This window comes from Streptomyces sp. NPDC089919 (assembly GCF_040684615.1).
Taxonomy (GTDB): domain Bacteria; phylum Actinomycetota; class Actinomycetes; order Streptomycetales; family Streptomycetaceae; genus Streptomyces.
In genome coordinates this window covers 14,693-30,715 of the sequence record NZ_JBFBGK010000102.1, presented here as the reverse complement: position 1 = coordinate 30,715, position 16,023 = coordinate 14,693, and the positions used below count along the sequence as shown (strand labels likewise).

The window sequence follows — 16,023 nt, the reverse complement described above, 5'->3', positions numbered from 1 at the left end:
GGCGTACTACCTGATCGCGCCGTCGGAGTGCTCCTCGAACCTGGCCCGCTTCGACGCCATGCGCTACGGCCTGCGGGTCGGCGACGACGGCACGAGGTCGGCCGAGGACGTCACCGCGCTGACCCGCGAGGCGGGCTTCGGCCCGGAGGTCAAGCGCCGCATCATGCTGGGCACGTACGCGCTGAGCTCCGGCTACTACGACGCGTACTACGGCTCGGCGCAGAAGGTCCGCACCCTGATCCTCCAGGACTTCGAGGCGGCCTTCGAGCGGGTCGAGGTCATCGTCTCGCCCACCATGCCGGTGACCGCCTTCCCCATCGGCGAGCGGGTGGACGACCCGCTGGCCATGTACCTGGCGGACGTCTGCACCATCCCCACCAACCTGGCCGGCAACGCCGCCATGTCGCTGCCCTGCGGCCTGGCACCGGAGGACGGCCTGCCGGTCGGCCTCCAGATCATCGCCCCGGCCCTGAAGGACGAACGCCTGTACACGGTCGGCGCCGCGGTGGAGAAGGCCCTGGAAGCCCGCTGGGGCGCCCCGCTGCTCACCCGGGCCCCGGCACTGTGAGCGCCCCGGACGCACCCCCGGCGCGGCCCAGTACGGCGACCAGGACGGCGAGGTCCAGCGCGCCGGCGGGGTCGTCGGGGTAGCGGGTGGTCTGGAGGGGGCCCACCTCGGGCAGGCGGACGCCTTCGGACTCCAGGACGTACGTGAGGGCCAGCAAGGCCAGGCGGGCGTTGCCGTCGGGGTACGGGTGGAAGAAGGCGACGTCCAGGTAGGCGCGGGCGGCCCGGGCCGGGAGCGGGACGGCGGGGTCCGCGCTCTCCCGCAGGCAGCCGGCGAAGTCCTGCCAGGTGCCCGGGGTCAGCCCGTACCGTTCCCGGCCTCCTTTGGCGAAGGCGTCCGAGCCGCGCAGGCGCAGCCCCCGTACGCCGAGCACCAGTTCCTGCCAGCGGCCGAGCAGGGCCGGGGTGAGCGGTTCGCCCCGGGCCGCGTCGGCGCGGGACAGCGCCAGCGCGGCGAGCAGGCGGTCGGCCCGTTCCGGGTCCCGCGCGCGGACCGGTCCCCCGTACCAGGCGGCCGGCCCGTCGACGACGGCCGGCCGCACCGGCGCCGGGACCTCCGGTGCCGCGCGCCAGTCGACCTGCTGCCGGACCCGGCACCACACGGCCAGGCAGTCAGCGCTCACGGAAGAACCTGCACCCCGTCAGGCGGACCGCCAGGTCCTCGCCCACGCTCTCGACCAGGGCGGGCGCGGGCTCGGTCCAGCTCTCGAAGCGGCCGCCGATCGCGGCGCGCACCGCCGCCGCCGCTTCCTGCGGGGCCAGGCCCGTCGAGGTCACGTACCAGGTCAGGGTCGTGGTACAGAGCCCGTACCAGCCCCCTGCGGTGCCGGTGCGGTCGATGACCGTGGTCACGAGCCGGGTGGCCGCCCGCTCCACGTGCCAGCTGCGGTCCTCGCCGGTGCTGCCGGGCGGTGGTGCCAGGTCGTCGAACCGCTCGGCCAGGTACTCCAGCCAGTCGCGCCACTCCAGGAGGCAGGCCGCGACGCGGGCGGCGGTCTCCTGCGGCCCGCCGATCGAGTGCGCGTCGCAGCACCAGGCGCCGACCGGGCCGCCGTTGTGGACGGACCACTCCCAGCCGCAGGTCCACCGGCCGTAACGCGCGGCCAGGAGCGCGCTCACCTCGTCCAGGAAGCGGAAATTGTCCATACGGTCCGCATCGGCCGCCGGCGTCAGCGGTGCGACCAGCGCCGTGAGACGGTCCTCCTCGTCCGCGTCCCACGCGAAGGCGTGCCGTCGCGGATCGGCGGCGGACCAGGGAAGGTGCGCGGGCCAGAGTTCGGGCGGGCGGGACGTGGGGTGCCTCCTGGTCCGGACGTGACGGGCGGCTGATGAGGATGCCCGCCGCGCCGCGCGGTGTCACCCGAATAAGCGCCGCACCGTCCTCGTCCCCGGGGGCTGTCGGTGCCGCGTGGCAGGATCGGGGCGAAGCAGGGTCGCCGTCGGTCGTGGGGAGGGCTTGATGAGCGTGCGCCGGGTGGTGCCCAATCTCCGGACGGGGGCGGTGGCGGAGAACCGTGAGTTCTACGGGCTGTTGGGCTTCGAGGAGGTCATGAACCACGGGTGGATCACGACCCTGGCCGCCCCTGCCACCCCCTCCGCGCAGCTCAGCTTCATGACGCAGGACCTGACCGCGCCCGTCGTGCCCGACCTCAGCATCGAGGTCGACGACGTGGACGCGGTCCACGCGCTCCTGGTCGGGCGCGGGGCGGAGATCGTGCACCCCCTCCAGGACGAGGAGTGGGGCGTGCGCAGGTTCTTCGTACGGGATCCGGACGGCCGGGTGGTCAACGTCCTGGGCCACCGGTAGCCGGGCCCCGCCCCGCTCAGCCGTTGACGAAGGTCAGGCTGGTGGCGTCGTAGCGGGTGCCGGCGACGTCCGCGGCCGGGGCGGCGGCGTCGATCGCGGACAGGTCCTCCTCGGACAGGACGATGTCCAGGGCCGCCAGGTTCTCCTCCAGGTAGCGCTCGCGCCGGGTGCCGGGGATCGGCACCACGTCCGCGCCCCGGTGCTGCACCCAGGCGAGGGCGAGCTGGCCGGTGGTGACGCCCTTGGCCGCGGCCAGTTCGTCCAGCGCGGCCACGATCGCCAGGTTCCGCTCGAGGTTGCCGTCGGCGAAGCGCGGCTGGCTGCGCCGTACGTCGTTCTCCGCCAGACCCTCCACCGAGCGGTACTTGCCCGTCAGGAAGCCGCGGCCGAGCGGGGAGAAGGGCACCAGGCCGATGCCCAGCTCGCGGCAGACCGGGGCGACGCCCTCCTCCAGGTCGCGGGTCCACAGCGACCACTCGCTCTGCAGCGCGCTGATCGGGTGCACGGCCTGCGCCCGGCGGATCGTCTCCGCGCCGGCCTCGGACAGCCCGAGGTGCCGGACCAGGCCCGCCCGCACCAGCTCGGCCATGGCGCCGACGGTCTCCTCGATCGGCACCCGCGGGTCGACCCGGTGCTGGTAGTAGAGGTCGATGTGGTCCACCCCGAGCCGGCGCAGCGACGCCTCGCAGGCCTGCCGGACGTAGGCGGCGTCACCCCGGATGAGGGTGGGCTCGCCCAGGCGGTTGGCGAAGCCGAACTTGGTGGCCAGGACGACCTCCTCGCGGCGGCCGGCGACGGCCCGGCCGATCAGCTCCTCGTTGTGTCCGAAGCCGTAGAAGTCCGCGGTGTCCAGCAGCGTCACCCCGAGGTCCAGGGCCCGGTGCAGGGTGGCGACCGACTGCGCGTCGTCCGCGGCGCCGTAGCCGTGGCTCATGCCCATGCAGCCCAGTCCCTGCGCGGAGACCTCAAGAGTGCCCAGGCGGCGGGTGCGGTTCTCGGTCATGGCGGGGTTCCTCCTGGGCTTCGGGATCTTGTACCCAGGACGCTAGGTGTTGGAGTGTGCTCGAAGTCAAGCCGTCACAGCCCCCGCCAGGCCGGGTCGGTGTCCTCGCAGCCGGCGCCGTCGGGGGCGTGGCCGGTGTGGCGGCGCGAGGGGAGGGTGGGGGTCGAGGGGCGTTCGAAGGTCTCCAGGGCCGAGGGGCCCCCGGCGGTGTCGGACCGGGCCGCGAACGGGCGGGTGCTCAGGGCGGCCATCAGGCGGCCACGGCCAGCGGGGCGGGCAGGCGCAGGAGGTCGCAGGCCTCCTCCGGGCGGCGGGCCGCCCGGATCAGCCGGCGCTCGACGGCGCTCAGGAAGCCCTCGGCGACCAGGTGGTCCAGCAGCCCGATCAACGGGTCGAAGAAGCCCCGGTGGTTGACCAGCACGATCGGCTTGTCGATCAGGCCCAGCTGGTTCCAGGTCAGCACCTCCATGACCTCGTCCATCGTGCCGATCCCGCCCGGCAGGACGGCGAAGCCGTCGGAGAGCGCGTACATGAGGGCCTTGCGCTCGTGCATGGTGTCGACCACGCGGATCGAGCCCAGCGGGTCGTCGGAGCGCTCGCGCTCGCGCAGCGCCTGCGGCACCACGCCGGTGACGTCCCCGCCGCCGGCCGTGACGCCCTGGGCGACCGCGCCCATCACGCCGACCCCGCCGGCGCCGTAGACGAGGTCCGAACCGCGCCGGGCCAGTTCGAGGCCGAAGGCGTGGGCGAAGTGGAGGTGGTCGGGGTGGACCCCGGGCCGGGCACCGCAGAACACCGCGATGCTCGGCCTCGTTTCGGCGTGGGCTGCCATGTGACTGCTCTCCCTGGGTGTGACGGAGGGGGGACGGACGGTCTGACGGTGGGTGGTGCGGCGGACGGACGGACGGACGGTGGTGCGGCGGACGGCGGGTGCGTCAGCGGGCGGCGGCGGCAGCGGCCGGGGCGTGGGCCGACCCGGCGCGGTCCGGTACGCGGTGGCCGGACCCGCGGTGGCCCAGCGCGTGCAGCGCCACGTGCAGCAGGACGTCGGCGCCGGCGACCAGGTGCTCGGGCCGGGTGGCCTCCTGCGGCACGTGGCTGACCCCGCCGATGCTCGGGACGAAGACCATCGCGATCGGCGCGATGTCCGCCACGATCTGCGCGTCGTGCCCGGCGCCGCTGGGCAGCGCCAGATGCGACAGGCCCAGCTCCGCGCAACCGTCCTCGATCGCGGCCCGCAGCGGCGGGTGGGTGGCCACCGGCTCGGACCGGGTCAGCGCGGTGACCGCGATGCCGCAGCCGCTCTCGCCGGCGATCCGCTCCAGCTCGGTACGGAGCGCCGCCTCCGCGGTGCGCAGCCGTACCGGGTCGGTGTCGCGCAGGTCGACGGTCAGGGTGACCGAACCGGCGATGGTGTTGGGCGTGTTGGGGTGCGCCTCCAGGCGGCCGACGGTGGCCACCCGGCACAGCCCCCGCCCCCGGCCGATCTCCTCGGCGGCCGCCACCACCCGTGCCGCGGCGGCCATCGCGTCCCGCCGGCCCTCCATGGGGGTGGTGCCCGAATGCCCGGCGGCCCCCCGTACCGACAGGGTCAGCACGCAGCGCCCGGTGATGGCCTCGACCACCCCGATCTCGGCGCCGGCCCGCTCCAGTACGGGGCCCTGCTCGATGTGGAGTTCCAGGTACGCGGCGACGGAGCCGGCGGACCAGGCTGCGGTGCCCAGGGCGTCCAGGTTCCCGCCCGCCGCCTCCAGCGGGCCGCGCAGCGGCCGGCCGTGGTGGTCGGCGGGCTCGCCCGGCAGCTCGGCCAGCCGGCCGGCCAGCGCCATCGACCCCCAGAAGGGCTGCGGGAAGAGCGCGCCCTCCTCGTTGGCGAACCCCACGGCCACCGGCTCGTACGGGGCCTCGAGCCCGGTCTCGGCACAGCGCTGGAGCACTTCCAGCGCGGCCAGCACGCCGTACGCGCCGTCCAGCGGGCCGCCGTTGACGACGGTGTCGAGGTGGGAGCCCATCAGGACGGCGGGCCGGGGGGCCGCGGCCTCGTCGCCGTCGGCGGGCGGCCGCCGCATGATCACGTTGCCCGCGGCGTCCACCCCCGCGCTCAGCCCGGCGGCCCGCGCCTCGGCGAGCAGCCAGTCGCGGGCCTCCTGGTCGGCCGGGCCGAAACCGGGCCGGGTGATGCCGCCGGTGGCGGGGTCCGCGCCGATGGCGCCCAGTTCGCGGATCCGGCGCAGCAGCCGGCCGCCGTCGGTCCGCAGCGGCGCGGTCAACGGCGGGATCAGTGTCTCGGTCATGCTGCGCTCCTGTGGGATTGCCTTGAGATGCGGTCTTTCCGACGTTCCGAACGGCGTTCCGAGGCAAAAGCGTCACCATGGCGAGAGGGATCGGTCAAGGACGGCCGATTGAATGCCCGACTGTTCGACCGGGTTTTTCACGCGCTTGAACGCGGTTGACCAACTGGCCTCTGACCTGCTGATCTTCGGCCCTCCCGGCCGAGTGGCGAAAGGGTGGAGACGGGGAGCTGTCCAACCGAATTACGTCCAACCGTCATTCGTTGACAGCCCTTGGAAAGGCTTCGTACTTTCACGGCATGATCCCCTCCGATATCAGCCTGCTGCCTATTCTCGGTCGTCCGACGATCTCCGGCGACGGCCGTTTCGCCGTCGTGTCCGTCTCCCGCGTCGACCTCGCCGCGGACGAGGGCGTGCACGAGCTGTGGCTGGCCGACACCAGCGGGACCACCCCGGCCCGGCTCCTGACGAAGGGGCCCTACGACGGCGCCCCGGCGTTCTCCCCGGACGGGCGCTGGCTGGCCTTCCTGCGGCCGGCCCCCGGCGGCCCCGCGCAGCTGCACCTGCTGCCGATGGACGGCGGCGACCCCGTCGTGGTCACCGACCAGCCGCTCGGCGCCGGCCAGCCGGTGTGGAGCCCCGACTCGCGGCGGATCGCCTACTGCGCCCGGGTCGGGCTCGGCGGCCGCTACCGGCGCGGCGTCCCGCCGCAGAAGGAGGCCCCGCGGCGGATCACCAAGCTCCGCTACATGGCCGACGGCTTCGGCTACTGGTTCGACCGGCCCCGCCAGGTGTTCGTGACCGACCCGTTCACCCCGGACCACGCCACCGTCCAGATCACCGACTCCGAGCACGACCACGGCGACATCGACTGGAGCCCGGACGGCTCGCTCCTCACCTTCGTCGCCGCCCGGCACGCCACCCACGGCGACGACCTGCGCAACGACGTCTGGGTCGCCGCCTCCGACGGCACCGGCGACCTGCGCGCCCTGACCGAGGGCGGACTGACCCTGGGCTGCCCCCGCTTCGCCAAGGACGGCAGCGCCGTCTGCTTCGCCGCCGAGGTCCTGGACGAGCACCAGCAGGGCGTCGCCAACAGCAGCTACGGCCTGTGGTCCGCCCCGGTGGACGGCACCGCCGGACCGCGCCGGCTCACCGACCCGGAGCCGTACCACCTCAGCTACTCCAGCCAGATGATCGCCACCGGCCGCGAGGGCGTGTACTTCGCCAACGACCACCGCGGCGAGGTCAACCTGATCCTCGTCCCCTACGACGGCGGCGAGCCCACCCCCGTCATCACCGGCGAGCGCCAGGTCAACGGCTACGCCGTGGCCGAGGGCGCGCACGGCGTCACCATCGCCGCGGTGGTCGCCGACGCCGGCAGCGCCGGGGACCTGATGGTCTGGCACAACGGCGAGGAGCGCACCCTCACCGGCTTCGGCGCCGCCCTCAGGGCCACCGGCCGCATCCGCCCCGCCGAGGAGTTCACCGCCGTCACCGCCGACGGGTACCCGCTCCAGGGCTGGATCGTGCGCCCCGAGGGCGAGGGCCCGCACCCGGTGCTGCTCCAGATCAAGGGCGGCCCCTTCACGCAGTGGGGCTACACCCTCAACGGCCCGGCCTCCTTCGAGGAGGCGCAGGTCTACGCCGGCGCCGGCTACGCGGTGGTGCTCGGCAACCCGCGCGGCGCCGCCGGCTACGGCCAGGCGCACGGCAAGCACATCCTCGACGACCTGCCCCGGCGCACCGCCGAGGACCTGCTGGCCCTGCTGGAGACCGCACTGGAGGCCCCCGACCTCGACGGCGGCCGGGTCGGCATGATGGGCGGCTCCTTCGGCGGTTACATGTCCGCCTGGATGGCCGCCCACCACGGCAAGCACTTCAACGCCGCCATCGCCGAACGCGGCTGCTACGCCATCGACAGCCACAGCGCCTCGTCCGACGAGGGCATCATCCTCTCGCTGGCCCTGTACGGCACCGACCCCGAGGTGTGGCGGGACGCCAGCCCCCTGACGCACGCCGACCAGATCGACATCCCGGTGCTGCTCATCCAGTCCGAGGAGGACCGGCACACGCCCATGGAGCAGGCCCAGCGCCTCTTCGTGGCCCTCAAGCGGCGCGGCGTCCCGGTCGAGATGCTGCTCTTCCCCGGCGAGACCCACGAGATGTCCCGCACCGGACTGCCCAGCCACCGGCTGGCCCGCTACGAGGCCGTCCTGGAGTGGTGGGCCCGCCACCTGTGAGGGCCCCGGGCCCGGCTCCGGCCCTCCTGGCGCGCCGGGGCCGCCGCCCCCGTCGCCGACCCCGCCCCGGCGCGTCAGGAAACCCGGCAACCAGGCACGTACCAGGCAGGAACAGGAATGAGGCACCGGCCATGACCGAGCACGCTGTGCACACGCCCGCCGACGGACCCGCGCAGGTGCCCGTCGAGCACTACCTCTCGACGTACCTCACCCCGCCCGGCGAGCGGTCCGTCCTCTCACCCCGGCACGACCACAACATCGCGCTGTGGCGGCGCCGCGCCGGCACCGTCGAGCTGGTCCGGCACTGGGAGTTGGAGCGCATCAGCGGCCGCAAGCACCACTCCCTGCCGCTGTACACGCCCCAGCGGGCCGAGGCCTTCCTGACCGGGCTGCTCGCCACCGAAGGCCTCACCCCGGCCGACCTCACCGCCACCTGGGGCACCCCGGGGCTGCCCGGCCACACCGAACTGGCCCTGCCGGCCGGCAGCGAGGGCCTGGCCGTGCACACCCTGGCGCACCTCTTCAGCGGACTCCTGATGGACAGCCGGATCTTCAAGGAGGAGACGATCGTCGGCCTCGCCGTGGACGCGGCGCCCGACCTGATCCTCGAGGCCGAGCGCCCGGCCGGCTACTACGCCGGCTGCGTCTCGGTGCGCGGGGCGGTCACCTTCGCCGCCGTCGAGTCCCCCGCCCCGCTCTACCACGCGGCCGACCGGCGCTTCGGCAAGGAGCCCGGCACCCTGATGGCCCTGGCCACCGCCTCCGTCGCGACGATCGACTTCGACGCCGGGGCGGCGGTCGGCCGCATCGAGCTGTACGGCGGCAGGACGCTGCCGTGGCCCGCCGCCTTCGGGCTGCTCGACGAGGTGATCGCGGCGGCCCGCGAACAGCTCGACGGACAGCCCAGCCAGGACGTCCGCTTCAGCGACGAGGACAACCTCCAGAGCGCGGTGATGAAGGTCGTCCAGCGCTGCTGCGACCTGGTCATCATGCGCAACGTCGAGCGGCTGTGCGCCCTGGCCGACGTCCGGCCCGAGGACAGCTACCTCTCCATGAGCGGAGGCTTCGCCCTCAACTGCCCCACCAACACGGTCACCCTGGACCGGTACGGCTTCAAGGGCCTGCTCGCCCCGCCCTGCGCCAACGACTCCGGCGAGGCGCTGGGCATCGGCCTGCTCGGGCTGCACGGCATCGGCGCCTTCGAGGACGCCGACCTGCGCATCGCCACCGCCTACCACGGCAACGAGCTGCGCGACGTCGACGAGGCGCTGGCGGAGTTCGCCCCCTGGATCGAGCAGGTCTCGGAGTTCTCGCCCGAGACCTTCGTCGCCGACCTCGCCGACAGCGTCGTCGCCTGGGCCGACGGGGCCGCCGAGATGGGCCCCCGGGCGCTGGGCCACCGCAGCCTGCTGGGCGACCCGCGCTCCGAGAAGGTCAAGGACCTCCTCAACGAGTACAAGCAGCGCCAGTGGTGGCGCCCGGTCGCCCCGATCGTGCTGGCCGAGCACGCCGAGCCGTGGTTCGTCCAGCGCCGGCCCTCGCCGTTCATGCTCGAGGCCGTCGAGGTACGGGCGGAGGTGCGCGAGAGGGTGCCGGCCATCCTGCACCTGGACGGCTCGGCCCGGCACCAGACCCTCACCGCCGAGGCCAACCCGCTGCTGCACCGGGCCATGACGGCCTTCCACGCCGCCACCGGCGTCCCGATCGTCTGCAACACCTCCCTCAACGACCGGGGCGAACCGATCGTCGACACCGCGGCCCAGACGCTCACCTTCTGCGTCCGCAAGGGCATACCGGTGGCCTACCTGGGCGGGCGGCGGGTCCTGCTGCGCACCGAACCGAACCCGCCGGCCGCCGTACCGGACGGGCCCCGGCCCCGGGAGGACCACTGGTTCGCCGGCCAGGAGGCCGACCGCGACGCGTACTGGCAGGGCTGGCTGGACCGCGGCTACACCCCGGGCGGCCTCCTCCTGATGACCGGCACCCCCCAACTCCTGGACGACCCCGACACGTACACCCCCGGCCGCGTCAACCTCCTCGCCGAGCGGGTGGCCGCCGCCGACCCGGGCTTCGCCCAGGGCCTGGCCGACTACCTGGAGGAACAGGACCTGCCGCGCTGACGTCCCCGTCCGCCCTCCCGCCGGCCGCGCCGTACGAGGCGACCGGCGGGAGGGCATCGACCGTTCGCCGGGCGAACCACGCCCGCGGGCACCACATCCCGGAGGGAGCCCCATGCCGTACACCGTCGAGGCGACGACGCTCGTCGCCGCCGCCCTGGACGACGTCCTGGCGACCGCCGACCGGGCCACGCCGCTGGGCGAGGCACAGGTCGCGGCGCTGGAGGCGGCGCACAAGCTGCTGGAGGCCGGCCGCTCTTCGGCCGCCCGGCCGCCCGAAGAGCGGATCGAGATCCTGCGGGAGGCCCTGGGGTCGGCCCGGGCCGCCGTGGTCGCCGCCGCCACCGCCACCGTGGTCGCCCACGACATGACCAGGAGGGTCCATGGCACCCGACCGTGACCTGCCGCCCCTGATCGCCGACGAGCGCGAGATGCTGCGGGCCTACCTCGACTACCAGCGCGCCACCCTCGCCATCAAATGCGACGGGCTCGCCGAGGAGGACCTGCGCAGGGCCGCCGCGCCACCGTCCACGCTCTCCCTGCTCGGCCTGGTACGGCACATGGCCGAGGTCGAACGGGCCTGGTTCCGCAGGATCATCGACGGCCAGGACATCCCGCTCGTCTGGTCCGACCGGGGCGACTTCCAGGTCGCCTACGACGTCCGCGGGGCCGGCGCCGAGGAGGCCTTCGCCGCCTGGCGGGCCGAGATCGGGCACTCCCGCCGCATCGAGCGGCAGGCGGCCTCCCTGGACGTCACCGGCTACCTCGCCAAGGCCGACGCGAAGGTCTCGCTGCGCCGGGCCATGGTCCACCTGATCGACGAGTACGCCCGCCACAACGGCCACGCCGACCTCATCCGCGAGGCCGTCGACGGCACGGTCGGCTTCTGACCCCGCCACCCCCGCACCATCCGCCGGCCCCCGGAGCCCGACCGCTCCGGGGGCCGGCCTTTTTCATGCCCGCACGACCCCGTCCAAGTGGCTGCACCAGCCGGTTGGACATTCCCCGGACGGTATTTCCGCAGGTGGAATACGCGGCCCCCGGAAAAGGTGAACCCGCCCTGGAATGGGGATTGTTCAAGCGGTCGGACATTCGTTGACGGAAAGGCCCCCGCAGGGAAAGATTCACATCAAGCCGAGCGGGTCGCTCGGCAGAAAACAAAAAGGAGAATCACATGTCTGACATCGAGTTCGTCGACGCCGCTGACCTGGTCGCCTCGTACTACCTCGGCATCCAGTAAGAAGACCCGCGTGCGGCGGCGGGAGCTGGTACAGCCCCCGCCGCCGCGGCCGGACCACACCAATTGAAAAAGAACGAACGGCGGTTGTGACAACCGCCCTGCGGCTGTCAGGACAAACAGCCCAGAAGGGCCACTTCTCCGCCGTCCGCACGACAATCCGCGTCGCCCGTGGACCAGCTATGGAGAAGTCATGGAAAGCTACACCTTTGCGGACCTCGTCGGCGACGAGGAACTGTTCTTCGCCGAGTACTGGGACAAGAAGCCCATGCTCCGGAAGAACGCACTGAAGGGCAACCCCGCCGACATCCTGTCGATCAGCAGGCTCGACGAGATGGTCGACATGGAGGTCATCCGCCCGCCGTACGTCCGGGTCAACCTGAACGGCAACGGCATCTCCGAGAAGACCTTCACCCGGACCGTCACCGTCCAGGGCACCGAGATCCCCGACTCCGTGATCCCGGAGCGTCTTTACGATCTCTACCGCGCGGGCGCCACCATCGTGTGGAGCTCCCTGAACCACATCGAGCCCCGGCTGCGCTCCTTCTGCGGTCTCATCAGCGACAAGCTGGGCGCCCGCACCGACTGCGTCGCCTTCCTCACGCCCGCCGGCCACCAGGGCTTCAACCCGCACCACGACCCGGTCGACCTCTTCATCGTGCAGACCGAGGGCACCAAGCACTGGCGGCTGTGGAACCCGGTCGGCGAGCGCTCCTCCCAGATCGGCGTCTACACCGAGGAACAGCTCGGCGAGCCCGCCATCGACGTCCTGCTCGAGCCGGGCGACGTGCTCTACCTCCCGTACCACACGCCGCACGCCGCGGCGGCCCGCGACCGCACCTCCGTACACCTGTCGATCATGATGCGGCCGCGCAAGTGGGAAGAGCTCCTGCACAAGACCGTGGAGGCGCTGACCGAGGGGCCCGAATTCGCCGCCTTCCCCTACATCGGGGACTCGCGCGGGGCCTCGGTCGAGGAGGAGTTCGCCGCCAAGCTCACCGCGCTGGCCGCCAAGCTCGGCGCCGTGGACGCGGGCGCGGAGCTCGACCGGCTGCTGGACTCCGGCCGCCGCCTGGAGCCGGGCCGCCCGCCCCGGCACCGCCCCGAGGACACCTTCGCGTACTCCGCCGCGCTCGACGGCCTGGCACCCGGGTCGGCGCTGCGCCGCACCGGCACCCCGCTGACCGTCGGCGCCACCGACAACGGCAGGACGCAGCTCACCTGCAAGGGCCGCACCATCGCGGTGCCCACCGCGGTCGCGGACGTCCTGACCGGACTGGAGGAGGGCGCCGAGGTCTTCGCCGCGACCCTCTTCCCCGACCTGCCGGCCGATCGCTCCGTCCGCAACGCCCAGGGCTTCGCCCGGCTCGGCGTCCTGGAAGTCGCGGCCTGACCCCCGTCCCGCCGGCACCCGACTGCCGGCGGGACACCCGCATTTCGGTCCGGTGGCACGCGCCGCCCTACCCCTGGAGTGATCGCATGACCGTCAGCGTCTCCCCACCGTTGCAGGCGGGCGCCACCGAAGCCCCCGCGTCCGCGTGGCGGGAGGTCTACCTCCTGGCCGGGATGCGCTCGCTCTCGGTCGCCGGCGACATCATGGCCGCCACCGCCCTGACCCTCCTCGCGCAGAAGAACGGCGCCGGCGGCTGGGGCGTGATGGCCCTGCTGCTGGCGGCCACCCTGCCGCCGGTGCTGCTCGCCCCCTGGACCGGCCGGGCCGCGGACCGCTTCGACAGCAAGAAGATCATCGTCGTGGTGGCCTCGCTCCAGGCGCTGGTCTGCCTGGCGATGCTCACCACCACCTCGGTCCCGCTGCTGGTCGGCCTGTGCGCGCTGCTGGCCGCCGGCGTGGCCTGCACCCACCCGGTCTTCGGCGGACTGCCCAGCGCGATGGTCGCCCCCGAGGAGGTGCCCCGGGCCTCGGCGATCTCCCAGACCACCACCATGGCGGGGATGCTCTTCGCCCCGGCCGCCGCGGGCTTCCTCTCCAGCCGCTCCGGCACCACGATGCCGCTGGTCCTGGACGCGCTCTCGTTCGTCCTGGTCGCCCTCGGCGGCCTGGCCATCAGCACCCGGCTGCACAAGAAGGCCGCCCCGGCGCCCGCCTCGGCCGCCGCCGCCTCCGCCTCCAACGACGAGCCGCAGGCCGCCCCGTACCGCGTCTGGTCCGACCGGCTGCTGCGCTCGGTCCTGCTGCTCAGCGGCATCGTGATGGCCTGCGCCTGCATCATCAACGTCCTGATCGTCTTCTACGTGCGCGGCACCTTCGGCGCCTCCGAGCAGGTCTACGGCGTCATCATGACCACCTGGGCGGCCGGCATGGTCCCCGGTGCGCTGCTGGCCCGCAAGGTGAAGAACCTCAGCCACGAGACCATCCTGGTCGGGTCGTTCGTGTGCATCGCGATCGCCATCCTCGGCACCGGACTCGCCCCGGGCGTCTGGTGGATCGCCCCCTTCTACCTCCTGGGCGGCATCGGCAACGGCGCCCAGGCGACCGTCACCCACATCGTCTTCAACCTGCGCGCCCCGCAGAGCCACCGCGGCCGGGCCTTCGCCGCCCTGGGCGCCGTCTCCAACACCGGGCCGGGCCTCGGCTTCGTCATCGGCGGCCTGCTGGTCAACGCCTTCGAGCCGCGGTACGGCTTCCTGGCCGCGGGCGCCCTGATCGTGCTGGCCCTGCTCACGATGGCCCGTACCGTCCTCGCCGCCGGCCACCAGCCCGCCCCGGCCGCGAGCTGACCCGCACGACCCCCTACTCCCGGCCGGGCGGTGTCCCGCACCCGCCCGGCCGGAGCCAACCGAGCCCCGACCGGCAAAGGACGGTCCACCGATGAACCAGACCCACCAGCTCGCCGCCCTCCTGTACGGGGGCCCGGGCCCCCTCGCCCCGTCGGCGCCCGCGCAGGGCGAGGACCCGGCGGCCGTCCCCGAGTGGTTCCCGCTGTGCTGGGTGCTGCCCCGCACCGAGCGTCCCGCCCCGCGCCGTCCGCTGATCTGACGATCCGTCGGCCCGGCGGGCGGCCCGCCCCCTCGGCCCGGCCGCCCCCGCCCGGCCCGTCCCGCCACCCCTGCCGGTGGCCGGACGGGCCGGGCCTTTTGCATACGTCGTCAACTGCGGACCCGCCCGTACCACCGCCGTTCGACCTTCCCTGTGGGCGGACCCCGGTACGGTGCGCCGACATTCACACTCCTGTGGGCGTCGGCAGGGCAACTCCCCGGACCCGCCGCCCCCGTCCAGTGAGAGGTTCGGCCCGTGACCGACCAGCACGCTCCCGCCGCCGTGAGCACCCCCGAGGCCAGCCGCCTGGAAGCCCTGCGCGCCGAAGTCGAGCGCCGCAACCCCGCGCAGCCGGAGTTCCACCAGGCCGTCCGGGAGGTGCTGGAGAGCCTTGCCCCGGTCTTCGCGGCCCGCCCCGAGTACGCCGAGCCCGGCCTCCTGGAGCGGATCGTCGAGCCCGAGCGCCAGATCCTCTTCCGCGTCCCGTGGCAGGACGACCGCGGCCGGGTGCACGTCAACCGCGGCTTCCGGGTGGAGTTCAACAGCGCGCTGGGCCCCTACAAGGGCGGTCTGCGCTTCCACCCGTCGGTGAACATCGGCGTGGTGAAGTTCCTCGGCTTCGAGCAGATCTTCAAGAACGCGCTGACCGGCCTCGGCATCGGCGGCGGCAAGGGCGGCAGCGACTTCGACCCGCACGGCCGCTCCGACAACGAGATCATGCGCTTCTGCCAGTCCTTCATGACGGAGCTCTCGCGGCACATCGGCGAGCACACCGACGTGCCCGCCGGTGACATCGGCGTCGGCGGCCGGGAGATCGGCTACCTCTTCGGCCAGTACCGGCGCATCACCAACCGCTGGGAGGCCGGCGTGCTGACCGGCAAGGGCATCGGCTGGGGCGGTTCGGCGATCCGGCCGGAGGCCACCGGCTACGGCAGCGTGCTCTTCGCCGCCGAGATGCTGGCCCGCCGCGGCACCACCCTCGAGGGCCTGACGGCCGTGGTCTCCGGCTCCGGGAACGTCGCCCTGCACACCATCGAGAAGCTCCAGCAGCTCGGCGCGAACCCGCTGACCGCCTCGGACTCCTCCGGCTACGTCGTCGACACCAAGGGCATCGACCTCGAACTGCTGCGCCAGGTCAAGGAGGTGGAGCGGGCCCGGATCTCCGAGTACGCGGTCCGCCGGGGCCCGTCGGCGAGCTTCGTCGCCGACGGCCGGGTCTGGGACGTCGCCGGCGACGTCGCCTTCCCCTCCGCCACGCAGAACGAACTGCACGAGCAGGACGCGGTCACCCTGGTGCGGAACGGCGTCAAGGCCGTCTCGGAGGGCGCCAACATGCCCAGCACCCCCGAGGCCGTCCGCGTCTTCCAGGAGGCGGGCGTGGCCTTCGGCCCCGGCAAGGCGGCCAACGCCGGCGGCGTCGCCGTCAGCGCCCTGGAGATGAGCCAGAACGCCGCCCGCGTCGCCTGGTCCGCCGAGCGCGTCGAGTCCGAACTGGCCGCCATCATGAAGCGGATCCACGACGACACGTACGAGACCGCGGCCCGCTACGGCACCCCCGGCGACTACGTCACCGGCGCCAACATCACCGGCTTCGAGCGGGTCGCCGACGCGGTCCTGGCCCAGGGCCTGATCTAGCGCCCGACCGCACGCCCGGTCCGGGGCCCGCTGCCGCGGCCCCGGATCCGCCCGGCCCGCGGGCCGGACCGGTACGCCCCCCGTCCGGTCCGGCCCGCGTCCGCTCGTACGGGCCCTCGCCGGGC

At 73.6% G+C, this 16,023-nt stretch carries 16 protein-coding genes; 10 read left to right on the top strand and 6 right to left on the bottom strand.

Annotation, left to right across the window (positions count from 1 at the left end):
* Window positions 1–568 (top strand): amidase family protein (locus AB0O40_RS30465; protein WP_365048398.1); only part of this gene is annotated, 568 nt, incomplete at its 5' end.
* Here AB0O40_RS30465 and AB0O40_RS30460 read toward each other — a convergent pair.
* Together AB0O40_RS30460 and AB0O40_RS30455 are read right to left on the bottom strand one after the other, a co-directional pair.
* Entirely contained in the window at window positions 546–1,190 is a 645-nt protein-coding gene (locus AB0O40_RS30460) for a Fic family protein (protein ID WP_365048396.1), read from the bottom strand. The genes AB0O40_RS30465 and AB0O40_RS30460 overlap by 23 nt on opposite strands.
* Entirely contained in the window at window positions 1,180–1,713 is a 534-nt protein-coding gene (locus AB0O40_RS30455; RefSeq protein WP_365048394.1) for a hypothetical protein, read from the bottom strand. The genes AB0O40_RS30460 and AB0O40_RS30455 overlap by 11 nt, the downstream gene beginning before the upstream one ends.
* A gap of 313 nt (window positions 1,714–2,026) precedes the next feature.
* On the opposite strand from AB0O40_RS30455, the gene AB0O40_RS30450 reads away from it, so the two are divergent.
* On the top strand, window positions 2,027–2,374 hold the full coding sequence (locus AB0O40_RS30450; protein ID WP_365048392.1) for a VOC family protein: 348 nt from the start codon (window positions 2,027–2,029) through the stop codon (window positions 2,372–2,374).
* A gap of 16 nt (window positions 2,375–2,390) precedes the next feature.
* Here the strand turns inward: AB0O40_RS30450 and AB0O40_RS30445 are convergent, their stop codons facing one another.
* The 4 genes from AB0O40_RS30445 to AB0O40_RS30430 form a co-directional block, all read right to left on the bottom strand.
* Window positions 2,391–3,377 (bottom strand): aldo/keto reductase, encoded by a 987-nt coding sequence (locus tag AB0O40_RS30445; RefSeq protein ID WP_365048391.1) that lies wholly within the window; start codon window positions 3,375–3,377, stop codon window positions 2,391–2,393.
* Between the two features lie 74 nt (window positions 3,378–3,451).
* Window positions 3,452–3,628: a hypothetical protein gene (locus AB0O40_RS30440; protein WP_365048389.1), complete on the bottom strand. Its 177-nt coding sequence runs from the start codon at window positions 3,626–3,628 to the stop codon at window positions 3,452–3,454.
* On the bottom strand, window positions 3,628–4,209 hold the full coding sequence (locus tag AB0O40_RS30435; RefSeq protein ID WP_365048387.1) for a TIGR00730 family Rossman fold protein: 582 nt from the start codon (window positions 4,207–4,209) through the stop codon (window positions 3,628–3,630). The genes AB0O40_RS30440 and AB0O40_RS30435 overlap by 1 nt, the downstream gene beginning before the upstream one ends.
* Before the next feature lie 103 nt (window positions 4,210–4,312).
* Window positions 4,313–5,671, bottom strand: a complete 1,359-nt coding sequence (locus AB0O40_RS30430; RefSeq protein WP_365048385.1) for a M20 family metallo-hydrolase — start codon at window positions 5,669–5,671, stop codon at window positions 4,313–4,315.
* 296 nt (window positions 5,672–5,967) lie between these two features.
* Here AB0O40_RS30430 and AB0O40_RS30425 point away from each other — a divergent pair, with 296 nt between their 5' ends.
* The 8 genes from AB0O40_RS30425 (at window position 5,968) to gdhA (ending at window position 15,898) form a co-directional block, all read left to right on the top strand.
* Entirely contained in the window at window positions 5,968–7,911 is a 1,944-nt protein-coding gene (locus tag AB0O40_RS30425) for a S9 family peptidase (RefSeq protein ID WP_365048384.1), read from the top strand.
* 131 nt (window positions 7,912–8,042) lie between these two features.
* Window positions 8,043–10,031 (top strand): carbamoyltransferase C-terminal domain-containing protein, encoded by a 1,989-nt coding sequence (locus AB0O40_RS30420; RefSeq protein ID WP_365048382.1) that lies wholly within the window; start codon window positions 8,043–8,045, stop codon window positions 10,029–10,031.
* 112 nt (window positions 10,032–10,143) lie between these two features.
* Window positions 10,144–10,428, top strand: coding sequence for a hypothetical protein (locus tag AB0O40_RS30415; protein ID WP_365048380.1), 285 nt, complete (start codon window positions 10,144–10,146; stop codon window positions 10,426–10,428).
* Window positions 10,412–10,918: a DinB family protein gene (locus tag AB0O40_RS30410; protein WP_365048378.1), complete on the top strand. Its 507-nt coding sequence runs from the start codon at window positions 10,412–10,414 to the stop codon at window positions 10,916–10,918. Before AB0O40_RS30415 ends, AB0O40_RS30410 begins: the two co-directional genes overlap by 17 nt.
* A gap of 540 nt (window positions 10,919–11,458) precedes the next feature.
* A complete protein-coding gene (locus tag AB0O40_RS30405; RefSeq protein ID WP_365048376.1) occupies window positions 11,459–12,658 on the top strand; it encodes a cupin domain-containing protein in 1,200 nt (399 codons plus the stop codon).
* 86 nt (window positions 12,659–12,744) lie between these two features.
* Window positions 12,745–14,004, top strand: coding sequence for an MFS transporter (locus tag AB0O40_RS30400; protein ID WP_365048374.1), 1,260 nt, complete (start codon window positions 12,745–12,747; stop codon window positions 14,002–14,004).
* 91 nt (window positions 14,005–14,095) lie between these two features.
* Complete coding sequence (locus tag AB0O40_RS30395; protein ID WP_365048372.1) at window positions 14,096–14,263, top strand: hypothetical protein; 168 nt, start codon at window positions 14,096–14,098, stop codon at window positions 14,261–14,263.
* Window positions 14,264–14,545: 282 nt separating this feature from the next.
* On the top strand, window positions 14,546–15,898 hold the full coding sequence (gene gdhA / locus AB0O40_RS30390; RefSeq protein WP_365048400.1) for an NADP-specific glutamate dehydrogenase: 1,353 nt from the start codon (window positions 14,546–14,548) through the stop codon (window positions 15,896–15,898).
* Window positions 15,899–16,023: the final 125 nt, after the last annotated feature.